This is a genomic window from Sphingopyxis sp. USTB-05 (assembly GCF_023822045.1).
Lineage (GTDB): Bacteria > Pseudomonadota > Alphaproteobacteria > Sphingomonadales > Sphingomonadaceae > Sphingopyxis.
The window spans coordinates 4393621-4405949 of sequence record NZ_CP084712.1 but is presented as its reverse complement, the minus strand read 5'-3'; the positions used below and the strand labels follow the sequence as shown (position 1 = coordinate 4405949).

The following is a 12329-nucleotide window of genomic DNA, read 5'->3' as shown; positions in this document are numbered from 1 at the left end:
TGGCGGCAAACGCCCTGCTCGCGATCCCCGCGAAAGCGGGAATGACGAAAATAGGCATCAAGCCAAAGTCAGCATCGCCCGCTCGGCCATTCGCGATGCGGTCTCGCGCTCGGCCATCACGACATGGTCGGCGCCGCGGCGCACCAGATCCTCGACTTCCTCGTCCGAATGCGCGCGCGCAACGATCACCAGCTTCGGATTGATCGCCCGCGCGCGCCGTACGATTGCGCCCGCCTCGACCCCTTCGGGAATCGCGATCAACAGCGTCGCCGCGGTGTCGAGCCCCGCCTGTCGCAATATGCTTTCCTTCGTCGCATCGCCAACGATCACCGTCGCCCCAGCCTCGCGCGCCGAAGCCGCCATGTCCTTCTGGTCCTCGATCACCGTCAGCCCCTCACCGCGCCCGCAGATCAGGCTGCCGATATGGCTGCCGACGCGGCCATAGCCGATCAGCACGACCCCGGCGTTGCACGGCGCGGGCGCATCCTCGCCCTCTGCCTCGACTTCCTCCGGCTCTTCGGAGCGCATGCGCTTTACCGCGAGCGAAAAGAGGATCGGGTTGAACAGGATCGACAAGAGCGACCCCGCAAGGATCAGGTCGCGCCCCGTCTCGGGCAGCACTTTCAGTCCGACGCCGAGCCCCGCGAGGATGAACGAAAATTCGCCGATCTGCGCGAGGCTGACCGACACCGTCAGCGCGGTCCCCGAATTGTGACCGAAGGCACGGACGAGCGCGAAAGCGGCGACCGATTTGCCGACGACAATGATCGCGACCGTCGCGAGCACCGGTCCCGGTTGCTCGATCAGCACCTTGGGATCGAACAACATGCCGACCGAAACGAAGAAGAGCACCGCGAAGGCATCGCGCAGCGGCAGCGTTTCTTCGGCCGCGCGTCGCGACAATTGCGTCTCGCCAAGGATCATGCCCGCAAAGAAGGCGCCGAGCGCGAAGCTCACGTCGAAGATCACCGCCGCCCCAAATGCGACTCCCAGCGCGATCGCCAGCACCGCAAGCCGGAACAGCTCGCGCGACCCCGAATGCGCGACCCAGTGGAGCACCCACGGCAGCACGCGCCGCGCGATCACGAACATGAAGGCGCCGAAGCCGACGACCTTGACGAGCACGATGCCCGCCGACTGGAGCAGCCCAGCTGAGCCCCCCTCATCGCCGCGATCGCCGAACATCGCGGGCAACAGCACGAGCGCGAGCACCATCACCAGATCCTCGACGATCAGCCAGCCGACCGCGATCCGCCCCTTTTCGGTCTCGACCATATCGCGCGCCTGCAGCGCGCGCAGCAGCACGACGGTCGATGCCACCGACAGTGCCAGCCCGAACACCACGCTGCCCTCGACCGACCAGCCGAGCCACAGTCCGAGCATCATGCCAAGCGCGGTCGCGACCGCAATCTGCGCGATCGCCCCCGGCACCGCGATCCTGCGTACCGATAGCAGGTCTTTCAGCGAAAAATGGAGGCCGACCCCGAACATCAGCAGGATCACGCCGATCTCGGCGAGCTGCAGCGCGAGCCCAGTGTCGGCGACGAACCCCGGGGTGAACGGCCCGACCATCACCCCCGCGAGCAAATAGCCCGCGATCGGCGAAATTTTCAGCCGGTGCGCCAACGCCCCCATCAGGAACGCCACGCCCAGACCGGCGACGATGGTTCCGATCAGGCTGGTGTCATGCGGCATAGCCCCTTGCGTAAAGGGCGCGGGCGCAAGGGGTCAACCCAAGGCAAGTAATTTAGTTACGATTTGTGGTCCGAATCAGGCTGCGCACTCCCGGCCGGGCGCGTCACTCTGTTCGGCGCCAGCCGGAACCGAGCGCCCCGGACGGCCGATCAGAAAGCCCTGCGCCTCGTCGCAGCCTTCGCGGCGAAGTGCTTCGAGCTGTTCTGCCGTCTCGATCCCCTCGGCCAGGATCGGGATCGACAGGCTTTTGCCGAGCGCAAGCACCGCACGCAGAATCGCTGTCGACTGGATATTGCCCTCCAGCTCGGCGGCAAAGAAGCGGTCGAGCTTGATCTTGTCGAACGGAAAGGCGCGCAGCGTCTCCAGCGACGAATAGCCGGTGCCGAAATCGTCGAGCGCCACTCCGACGCCCAGCGCCTTGATCTGACGCAAAACGTGCAGCGCACGCTCGCGATCGGCGATGATCGCGGTCTCGGTCAACTCGATCTCCAGCCGCCGCGGCGGAAGCCCGGTGTCGAGCAATATCTGGTGGAACAGCCGCGGCAGGTCGACATGCGCAAGCTGCAGCGGCGACACATTGACCGCGACCTTCGAGGCGTGCGGCCACGCCGCCGCATCGGCGCAGGCGCGCCGCATCACCCATTCGCCGAGGGTCAGGATAAAGCCGTTCGCTTCGGCGAGCGGGATGAACACCGTCGGCGGGATCGGCCCGCGCACGGGGTGCGTCCAGCGCAGCAGCGCCTCGTAACCCGTGACCTCGCCCGTCGTGACCGATGTCTGGACCTGATAATGGACGTCGAGCTGATTGCGATCGATCGCGCCGCGCAGATCGGTGGCAAGCTCGCGCTGGTCGCGGATCGCCTCGTCGAGCTGCCAATCATAATGGCACGGCGCGGTCGCGGCGTCGGCCTTGGCGCGATACATCGCAAGGTCGGCGTTGTTCGCGAGCATTTCGGCCGTCGCCGCATCGTCGGGAAAGACTGCCACGCCGATGCTTGCGCCCAGCCGCGCCTCGAATTCGGGAAAGATCATCGGCGTCTTCAGCTCGGCGTCGAGCCGGGCCGCGAACGCCCCCAACTGCGCGCGATCGGTAAAGCGCGTCAGCGCGACGAACTCGTCGCCGCCGAGCCGCGCGAAAAATTCATTATGGCCCAGCGTATCGCGCATCCGCTGCGCAATCCGCGCGAGTACCTCGTCCCCCGCCTTGTGGCCGTGAACGTCATTGATTTCCTTGAAGCGGTCGAGGTCGATCGCGCATAATCCGACGCGCTCTCCCTTCACGATCGCCCCGCCGATCTGCCGCGTCAGTTCGGCGCGAAAAGCGACACGGTTGGGAAGCCCGGTCAACGCGTCGGTCATCGCCATATGGGTCAGCTCGCGCATCGCGTCGGAGCGCGTCTGGCGATCGAGCATCGCGGCGAAGACGCCTGCCGAGATCACAATCCCGCCGACGAGTACCGTCGCGAGCGCCAGCGCGCTGAACTCCGCCGGACGCAAGGGCGTTTCATCGAGCGCCATTGGCGTAATCCGCATCGCTGTCATCGCCAGAAAATGAAGCGAGGCAATCGCGAGCACGATCAGCAACGTGGCCAGCGGCACACGATATCGCACCTCGCGGCTGGTACGGAGCACCGTCAGCGCGGCCGCAGCAAAGATCATGCCGCAAATCACCGCCGCGGCGACATAGGCATCGTCCCAAGCGACGATGCCATCGACGCGATAGGCGGTCATGCCGGTAAAATGCATCGCCGCGATGGCCCCGCCGAACAGCGCCCCGCCGATGGTGCCATAAACCTCGTCCTTGCCCCACGCCGCGACCGCGAACCCGACGAAGGAGCCGACCATCGCGACCATCAGCGAGGTGATGGTCAAGACGGGATCGAGCGTCACCGGCGCCTTCGCTTCAAACGCCAGCATGGCGACGAAATGGGTGCACCAGATCGTCGCGCTGGCGGCGACCGCGACCAGGAAAGCCCAGGCGATCCCCTGCTTTCGCTCGGCGTCGCGCGCGCGTTCGAACATCTGGACGATCGCAAAGGCGCCGACGCAGCAGATCGCGACCGCCAGCGCAACGAGCCACGGATCGTGGTCGATCGCGATACACATCGCCAGCCTGATCAAAATCCCACCTTTCGCCTTGACGTCCGCCCATGGGACGGACTGGTCCCCAAAAGCGCCAATTGGCGGGAATCACTTACAAAATTGTAAAGACGGTAACCGGCAAACTCAGGCGTCGACAGTGCCCTCGTCGCGCTCGGCCTGCTGCCGCGCCCACATGTCGGCATAAAGCCCGTGCATCGCGAGCAACTGGTCGTGCGTCCCCGTCTCGGCGACGCGCCCGCGCTCCAGCACGATGATCCGGTCGGCGTTGACCACGGTCGACAGGCGATGCGCGATCACCAGCGTCGTGCGCCGCGCCGCGATGCGTTCGAGCGTATCCTGGATCGCCGCCTCGGTCCGGCTGTCGAGCGCGCTGGTTGCTTCGTCGAGGATCAGCACCGGCGGGTTCTTGAGCAAAGTACGCGCAATCGCCACCCGCTGCTTCTCTCCGCCCGACAGCTTGAGGCCGCGTTCGCCCACCTCGGTATCATAACCCTGTGGCAGCAGCGCGATAAAGCCGTCGATCGCCGCTCCCTCCGCCGCCGCCGCGATGGCGTCGGCGCTCGCGCCCTCCCGGCCATAGGCGATATTATAGCCGATGCTGTCGTTGAACAGCACCGTGTCCTGCGGGACGATGCCAATCTCCGCGCGCAAGCTTTTCTGTGTGACCTTGGCGATATCCTGCCCGTCGATCAGCACGCGTCCGCCCTGCGGATCATAGAAGCGGAAGAGCAGCCGCGCGATCGTGGACTTGCCCGCGCCGGAGGGGCCGACGATCGCCAGCGTCTCGCCGGCGCCGACGGCAAAGCTGACGCCGTTCAGGATCGTCCGGTCGGGCTCGTAACCAAAGACGACATTCTCGAACGCCACCGCTCCGCCGTTCACGACGAGCGGCCACGCATCGGGCGCGTCGGCGATCTCGGGCGGCGTATCGATCAGGCGGAACATCGCCTCCATGTCGATCAGCCCCTGACGGATCACGCGATAGACCATGCCGAGCATGTCGAGCGGGCGGAAGAGCTGGGCAAGCAAGGTGTTCACCAGCACGACGTCGCCGACCTTATATTCGCCGATCGACCAGCCCCACACGGTATAAGCCATCGCGCCCGCGAGCGCGGCATTGGTAATCAGGCTCTGCCCGATATTCAGCCAGGCAAGGCTGTTTTCGCTCTTCACCGCGGCGCGCGCATATTGATCCGCGACGTCGCGATAGCGCGCTTCCTCGCGCTCCTCGGCGCCGAAATATTTGACCGTCTCGTAATTGAGCAGGCTGTCGACGCTGCGCCCGATCGTCAGCGTGTCGAGATCGTTCATCCGCGTACGCAGCGCATTGCGCCAGTCGGTCACCTTGCGCGTGAAGATGATGTAGACGACGACCATCAGCGCGGTCGCGCTCGCAAGGCCAAAGCTGAACTTGGTCCAGAAGATGATCAGCACCGCGGCGAGTTCGACGATCGTCGGCGCGATATTGAACAACAGGAAATAGAGCATCGTGTCGATGCTCTTCGTGCCCCTTTCGATCACCTTGGTGACCTCGCCCGTCCGCCGCGCGAGGTGGAAGCGCAGGCTCAGCGCGTGAAGATGGCTGAAAGTCGCGATCGCAAGCTCGCGCGTCGCATCCTGCCCGACGCGTTCGAACACGACATTGCGAAGGTTGTCGAACAGCACCCCTGCAAAGCGCGCACCGGCATAGGCGAGCACCAGTCCGATCGCCAGCGCCACGCCCTCTTCCATCCCCGGCGCCATCCGGTCGATCGCGGCGCCATAGAGGAAGCCCATCGATAGCTGCACGCCCTTTGACGCGAGCACGACAAGCCCCGCGATGACGATGCGAACCTTCGCTTCTGCCTGCCCCGCCGGCCACAAATAGGGGAAGAAACGCCGCAGCGTCGCAAGGACGGGCGGTTCGCGCGAGGCTTCGGCGGAAGTGGAGGTGTCAGGCGGCATGCGCGCCCCATGTAGGGGCGCGACGCCGCAACGCCAAGCGGCTCCTGGCGCTTACGGGCTTTTCAACTGATCCGTCGTCACGGCGATGTGAATTCGGTGACGACTACCGCGACTCGCGATACCCCGCGTGACGGATGATACGGTCGATCAGGCGGCGTTCTTCGGATGTCGGCGTCGGCGCGATCGCGGCCGGGGGCTCCTGACGGCGGCCGAACAGCGGACGTCGGGGCGGGACGATGGGGGAAAAGCGCATGGGGACGGCTTTCGACTATGCGGCGTCGCCCCCCGGCTCCGCTGGTGATCTGGTCCCAAATCCTAGGTGCAGGCGCGTGGTTGCAACCGGGTTAAAGCAGTTGGTTACTGCTTTCTTTCCGGTACCGTGAAGGTGCCGGTGACGCGCCCGCCCGTGCCGCCCTGCACCGGATTGCCATCGGGGCCGCGCGCAGCACCGCGCCCGTCGACCGTCGCGCGGCCGCTGCTCAAGTCGATGACCAGCCGTCCGCCGCGCAGATTATTGCCCCGCTGGCGCAGTTCGACATTGCCGACCATCGTGATCAGCCGCCGGTCGAGATCATAGATCGCGACATTGCCCTTCGCCGTCTCGTCGCCCTTGACCACCGTCACGCCGCCGGTCGCGTCGAGCCGGTTGACGTCGGTGCCCCCGCTGCGCGTGTAGGCGACCGTCATCCGCGGCGCGGTGACTGTCAGCCCCGCCTGCGTGACGCGAACATTACCGGCAAGGACGACGCGGTCGGCGCGATCCTGCACCTCGATGCTGCCCGCCGCGAAATCGACTGGCGCATTACTATTGTGATTGGCGAGCGCCTGCGCCTGCGCGGCATCGCCGCCGCCGGCCGACAGGATCGCAAGGCTGGTCAGCGCAAAGCCCGCGCCCGCAAGCGCCGTGCTCTTCATCGTCCAAAGCCGGTTCATTTGAGCACTCCCTGATTGATCCTGAGCCGCGCATTGCCCTGCAGGCGCACGACCCGCTGGTCGAGGTCGGCAGACAGTTGGTTCGCGGAAAACTGGCCGATGTTCAACGCGCCGTTGACACCGTCCTGCCCGACAAGGCTGCGCGTCTTTAGGTCGACCGCGACATTGCTCGCATCGATCCGGTATCCGTTCGCGCTGCGCACCTGCACCAGCCCCGGCACCGCGACCTTTTCGGTGTCCATATTATAGGCGCTTTCTTTCGCGACGATCGTCGCCGGCCCGTCGTTGAGCCGGATCGCTCCAGACAGATCGGTCATGCGCACGATCGGCTCGGCAGAACTTTTCTGAACCGCGCTTCCCGCAAGCAGGGCGAAGGGCTGCCCCTTTGCGTCCTGGCCGCGATATTCGGCGCGCGTCACCTTCATTCGCTCGCTGGCCATATCGACCTTGTCCTTGGCTAGCAGGAAGCTGATCTCGGTGCGCTGGGTGAAGGGCGAGAAGACGAGCACCGCGGCGACCACACCGATCACGAGCGGCAATCCATAGCGCAGGATACGCACGACGCGGTCGTGGTTCGACCCGCTCGCCGCCCACATGCGGCGCATAGTGCGGTCAAGATCGGCGCGTTCGGACATGGTCTTCGCGAATCACTCTCACGTATGGGCAAAAATATCGACTTCGGGCCAACCCGCGAGGTCGAGCGCGGCACGTGTCGGCAGGAAGTCGAAACAGGACTGCGCCAGTTCGGTGCGCCCCTCGCGTGCCAGACGCACGTCGAGGATATTCTTCATCGCGTGCAGGAAGCGCACGTCGCTCGCGGCATAGTCGCGCTGCGCGTCGCTGAGTTCGGCAGCGCCCCAGTCGCTCGACTGCTGCTGCTTCGACACTTCCTGCCCCAGAAGTTCGCGGACCAGTTCCTTGAGCCCGTGGCGGTCGGTGTAGGTGCGGACCAGCTTCGACGCGATCTTGGTGCAATAGACCGGCGCCGTGACGACACCGAGCGCCTGTTGCATCGCCGCGATATCAAAGCGAGCAAAATGAAATAATTTCAACCGGTTGGGATCAGTCAATATCGCCTTCAGCACCGGCGCGTCATAGCTGCTGCCGGGCTTGAAGCGGACAAGATGTTCGTCGCCCGATCCGTCGCTGATCTGGACGAGGCACAGACGGTCGCGCAGCGGGTTCAGACCCATGGTCTCCGTATCGATCGCGACCGCACCGGGACCCAGTGCGCCCTCGGGCAAATCTTCTTCGTGGAAATAGACTGTCATGCAGCCCGCCTTAGGCCAAGCGGCCTTGCCGCTCAATGACTGGTTTTCGCGACCGTGCCGGGGCCCCTCCAGCCTGCGGCAAACCGTGCAAAATTCCGCATCACCTTTGTGAAATTTTCTGTTCGCAGCCTGTGGATTATTAGGCTATATCTTACGCCCTTGGTGGCATGGGGCGAGTCCGTGCCTGTGGTGAACTGCGTCCCCGTCCGGCGCAATGAGCCGGTTGAATGGGGTGTGGACGACCGAAAGCGACTAATAGACTATGAGTTTCAACAAGGATCGGCGCGGCCAGCGTGGACGCGGCAAGCGCGATGATTTTGGCAATTTCGACAGCTTCGAACCTGCACCCTATGGCGGCGACAGCTACGGCGGCGGACGTGGCGGTTTCGGCGATCGCGACCGCGGCGGCTTTGGCGGCGGTGATCGCGGCGGCGGCTTCGGCGGTGGCGACCGCGGCGGCTTTGGCGGCGGCGATCGTGGCGGCGGCGGCGGTTTCGGCGGCGGACGTGGCGGCGGCATGCCGGCGCAGGTCGTCGGCGAAGGCCAGGGCACGGTGAAATTCTTCAACGCGGCGAAGGGCTTCGGTTTCGTTGCTCGCGACGACGGCGGCGAAGACGTGTTCGTGCACATCAGCGCGGTCGAACAGGCAGGTCTCCAGGGCCTCGCCTCGGGCCAGCCGCTGGGCTTCACGCTCGTCGAACGCAACGGCAAGGTGTCGGCCATCGATCTGAAGATCGAAGGCGAACCGATGCCGATCGAGGAATTCGCTCCGCGCCAGCGTGACGATCGCGGCCCCGGCGGTGCGCCCGGCGGCGCCCGCGGCCGTCGTCAGCTGACCGGTGAACGCACCTCGGGCACCGTCAAATTCTTCAACACGACGAAGGGCTTCGGCTTTATCGCGCGCGACGACGGACAGGCCGACGCCTTCGTCCACATCAGCGCGGTGCAGCGCGCCGGCATGGCGGGCCTCGACGAAGGCGACCGCGTCGCGTTCGACATCGAAGTCGACGACCGCGGCAAGTTCGCGGCGGTGAACATCCAGCCGCATCAGGACTGATCGGCCGGACAACCGGACAAATGAAAAGGGCGGCTCTAGGGCCGCCCTTTTTTGTTTGGAGTCGCGGGCCGAAACGACCGGCGGAAATCGACCGGAAGCTGACCTTAAGCTCCTCCCTGCGGCGCAGCCGTGGGGAGGGGGACCGCCGCGAAGCGGTGGTGGAGGGGCCCGGGACGGTGCGCCAGAAGCCCCTCCGTCAGCGCTGCGCGCTGCCACCTCCCCATCGCTTCGCGACAGGGAGGATATTACACTTCGTCACCCCGGACTTGATCCGGGGTCCCGCTTGATTTCGAAGGCCGGTCGATGCGCGTAAAAGCGGGATCCCGGGTCAAGCCCGGGATGACGGAAGTGGGGGCCGGGATGACCGCTCACCACCCCAAAGCCCCCCCCTCCCTCGCAAGCGAGAGAGGTGACGGCCGGGATCAATATCCCAGCGTCGCCTCCAGAAACCATATCCGCTGCTGCGTCTCGTCGGCCCAGCCGTCGACAAGTCCGCTGGTTGCGATATCGCCATCGGCTTCGGCGGCCGCCTTCACCTCTTTCAATTGCGCGAGCAGGATTTTGTTGTCGCCTGCAAGCGCGCGGATCATCGCCTCGGCGCCCACGCCCGCGGCATCATCGTCGCGGATCGACGCGCGGCGGCTGACGTCGCCGATCGAGCGCAGCGTCGGCGCGCCATTCTTGCGCACGCGCTCGGCGATAAGGTCGGTCGTCGCGAAAATCTGGGCCGCCTGCTCGTCGAACAACAGGTGCAGTTCGCGAAACTGCGGTCCCTGGACGTGCCAGTGATAATTTTTCGTCTTCAGATAGAGCGCGAAACTGTCAGCGAGCAGCGCGTTCAGCGCATCGGCGACGGCGGGAGCGTTGTTATTCTTGTCGGACATGGGAGCATCCTTTCTGTTGTCCCGCCGATATAGCGAAGCGGCGCGCCGCTTTCCCATTGAACCTTTGGGTAAGCTTCATCGACAAAAACGATGAAACGCATTCGTACGGACAATCTATCCGATCAGTCCGAACGCTCCCAGCGCGGTTCGTATTCCCCAGAGGGTCAGGATCGCCGCCGCAAACCAGCGCAGATTTCGCGCCATGCTGCGTTCGGCGAGCGCTGGGCCGAACGCGAGGAAAGGCAACATTGCGAGCACCCAACCGACGAACCCGCCCGCCGCCGCCCATTGTCCTGCACCGCTCGTCGCGGCGAGCGCGCCGATCAGGAAATGACTGCGGTCGCCAAACTGGTTCACCAGCATCCGGCCCGCGAGCATCGCGGGTGACGCATCGACGGCGCCCGTATCGACCGCCGGTTTCATCCGCCACAACAAGGCGACTGCCGCCGACAGCATCGCCAGCGCGACGAGCAAGGCGGCCACGCCCTGGCCGATCATCGCATTGGCGACCGCACCCGCGATCGCCGCGACGACGGCATTGATGATAAACGCCCCGAAAGCGATCACGACCGTCACGCGCCGGTCGCCCCGCGCGCCGAGCAGCCGCGATAGCGCGATCCCGCTACGCCCGTCGGCATTGGCGAGCAGCACCGCCACCAGCGCAAGCATGATTGCATCCATGACGGCAGGTCTGAAGCGTCAGGCGGAAGCGGTCAATGACCGAGGCGCACCGCAACCGATGCCAGCCAGGCCTCGTGCGCCGCAGTGGAAAGCGTTCCCCGCGGCACCGCCGCAGCATCGCTCATCGCGTCGAGGTAGGTCAGGATCGCGGCGCGATAGCCGCCACCCGCAACCGCCGATTCGAGCCGGCTGGCGAGCGTTTCCACTGCGGCAAAGCCGTTATCGCGCGCGAGGCAGCGGATGTCGTCGATCCCCTGCACGATCTGCGCGAGTGCGCAATGCGGCAACGCTTCGGCGAGCGCCCCGATTTGTCCGGTAATCCGGTTCTGAATATCGAGATATGGGTCGGTCTGGTTCCGCATCGTCCACCCCCTGTTCGTATCGGGAACGATGCGCTTTTTTGGTTAACGCGCGGTTAGCGGCGGTCAGCGATGGCCGGGAAGGCCGCCCAGTCCCTGCTTGCTGCGATACATGTCGCGGTCGGCGGCGGCCAATATGTCCGATTCGGTCATCCCCGTCTGCAGCATCGCGATCCCGAAGCACGCCGACAGCGCAATTTCATGCCCGTCATATTCGGCCGGGGCCGCGGTCAGCACGGCACACAGCCGGTCGACCTGCGCGCGCGCGCCATCCTCACTCGACTGGTCGAGGATCAATCCGAATTCGTCGCCGCCGATGCGCGCCGCGACGTCGGTCGCGCGGATCGAGCTGGCGAGCCGCTTGGCGATCTCCATCAGCGCGAAGTCGCCCGCGGCATGGCCGAAACTGTCGTTGATATATTTGAGCTGGTTGACGTCGATGAAGACGACCGCCGCGCGTTCGGCGTGGCGTTCGAAACGCGCCATGCGATGATGGATCGCGGTCAGGAAATAGCGGCGATTGAACAAAGGCGTCAGCGTATCGCGCTCGGACACGCGTTCGAGCTCGGCGACGGCGATCTTCAATACGCGGTTCTCGCGGCGCAATGCGTCACGTTCCCGGCGTATTTCACGCAGTTGGTCCTCGATGGAGTCAACAGCGACGGTCCCGAAATGGTCGACCGCCAGCCGCGCCCCCCCTACGCTATCCATGCCTTGTCCCCGGCGCGCCCTACCCTCCGCCAGCCGGATGCCGACGGATATCGTGCAACAACCCTAGCCGCGACTTGATACCAATCGGTAAACGCGAAAGCATCAATTGCGCGGCGTTGCCCGCAGGCCAAGCAGTCGCTAGGGGGAATGCGGCGGCGATTCATCGCGGCCCACAGGAGGGATCGGGTGATGGGCGATAGCGCGCCGCAAGTCGGTGTGATCATGGGCAGCCAGTCGGACTGGCCGACGATGGCGCACGCGGTCCAGATCCTCGAAGAGCTGGGCATCACGCATGAAGTGCAGATCGTCTCGGCGCATCGCACCCCCGATCGCCTGGTCGCCTATGCGAAGAGCGCAGCGGAGCGCGGGCTGAAAGCGATCATCGCGGGCGCAGGCGGTGCAGCACACCTGCCCGGCATGGTCGCTTCGATGACGCGCGTTCCCGTGTTGGGCGTTCCCGTCCAGTCGGCGGCACTCAGCGGCGTCGACAGCCTCTATTCCATCGTCCAGATGCCCGGCGGCATTCCCGTTGCGACCTTCGCGATCGGCAAGGCGGGCGCGACCAACGCCGGCCTGTTCGCCGCAGCGCTGCTCGCAAACGAAAACGCGGCCCTCGCCGACAGGCTTGACGGCTGGCGCGAGGCGCAAACGAACAGCGTCGCCCCCACTCCGGTTCGCGAGGGCTGACCCT

General features: G+C 65.3%; 13 protein-coding genes. 2 read left to right on the top strand and 11 right to left on the bottom strand.

Annotated features, from left to right (window positions below):
• Positions 1-57 precede the first annotated feature (57 nt).
• The 7 genes from ybaL to KEC45_RS20440 form a co-directional block, all read right to left on the bottom strand.
• Positions 58-1695 (bottom strand): YbaL family putative K(+) efflux transporter, encoded by a 1638-nt coding sequence (ybaL, locus tag KEC45_RS20470; protein WP_062185830.1) that lies wholly within the window; start codon positions 1693-1695, stop codon positions 58-60.
• A gap of 75 nt (positions 1696-1770) precedes the next feature.
• Positions 1771-3816, bottom strand: a complete 2046-nt coding sequence (locus KEC45_RS20465) for a bifunctional diguanylate cyclase/phosphodiesterase (protein ID WP_252171269.1) — start codon at positions 3814-3816, stop codon at positions 1771-1773.
• 105 nt (positions 3817-3921) lie between these two features.
• Positions 3922-5742, bottom strand: a complete 1821-nt coding sequence (locus tag KEC45_RS20460; protein ID WP_062185832.1) for an ABC transporter ATP-binding protein/permease — start codon at positions 5740-5742, stop codon at positions 3922-3924.
• 103 nt (positions 5743-5845) lie between these two features.
• Positions 5846-5995, bottom strand: coding sequence for a hypothetical protein (locus KEC45_RS20455; RefSeq protein ID WP_193749220.1), 150 nt, complete (start codon positions 5993-5995; stop codon positions 5846-5848).
• 104 nt (positions 5996-6099) lie between these two features.
• On the bottom strand, positions 6100-6675 hold the full coding sequence (locus tag KEC45_RS20450; RefSeq protein WP_193749221.1) for an LptA/OstA family protein: 576 nt from the start codon (positions 6673-6675) through the stop codon (positions 6100-6102).
• Positions 6672-7310, bottom strand: coding sequence for an LPS export ABC transporter periplasmic protein LptC (lptC, locus tag KEC45_RS20445; RefSeq protein WP_062185834.1), 639 nt, complete (start codon positions 7308-7310; stop codon positions 6672-6674). The genes KEC45_RS20450 and lptC overlap by 4 nt, the downstream gene beginning before the upstream one ends.
• An 18-nt stretch (positions 7311-7328) precedes the next feature.
• On the bottom strand, positions 7329-7946 hold the full coding sequence (locus KEC45_RS20440) for a ribonuclease D (protein WP_062186983.1): 618 nt from the start codon (positions 7944-7946) through the stop codon (positions 7329-7331).
• Positions 7947-8208: 262 nt separating this feature from the next.
• Here KEC45_RS20440 and KEC45_RS21905 point away from each other — a divergent pair, with 262 nt between their 5' ends.
• A complete protein-coding gene (locus KEC45_RS21905; protein WP_062185836.1) occupies positions 8209-9003 on the top strand; it encodes a cold-shock protein in 795 nt (264 codons plus the stop codon).
• Between the two features lie 422 nt (positions 9004-9425).
• Here the strand turns inward: KEC45_RS21905 and KEC45_RS20425 are convergent, their stop codons facing one another.
• The 4 genes from KEC45_RS20425 to KEC45_RS20410 all read right to left on the bottom strand — a co-directional run bounded on the left by KEC45_RS20425 (position 9426) and on the right by KEC45_RS20410 (position 11638).
• Positions 9426-9887: a Dps family protein gene (locus KEC45_RS20425; RefSeq protein WP_062185837.1), complete on the bottom strand. Its 462-nt coding sequence runs from the start codon at positions 9885-9887 to the stop codon at positions 9426-9428.
• A gap of 114 nt (positions 9888-10001) precedes the next feature.
• Complete coding sequence (locus tag KEC45_RS20420; RefSeq protein WP_252171268.1) at positions 10002-10556, bottom strand: hypothetical protein; 555 nt, start codon at positions 10554-10556, stop codon at positions 10002-10004.
• Positions 10557-10600: 44 nt separating this feature from the next.
• Positions 10601-10930, bottom strand: a complete 330-nt coding sequence (locus KEC45_RS20415) for a hypothetical protein (RefSeq protein WP_062185841.1) — start codon at positions 10928-10930, stop codon at positions 10601-10603.
• Positions 10931-10993: 63 nt separating this feature from the next.
• On the bottom strand, positions 10994-11638 hold the full coding sequence (locus KEC45_RS20410; protein ID WP_252171267.1) for a GGDEF domain-containing protein: 645 nt from the start codon (positions 11636-11638) through the stop codon (positions 10994-10996).
• A 189-nt stretch (positions 11639-11827) separates the two neighbouring features.
• On the opposite strand from KEC45_RS20410, the gene purE reads away from it, so the two are divergent.
• Positions 11828-12325, top strand: a complete 498-nt coding sequence (gene purE / locus KEC45_RS20405) for a 5-(carboxyamino)imidazole ribonucleotide mutase (RefSeq protein ID WP_062185845.1) — start codon at positions 11828-11830, stop codon at positions 12323-12325.
• Positions 12326-12329 lie beyond the last annotated feature (4 nt).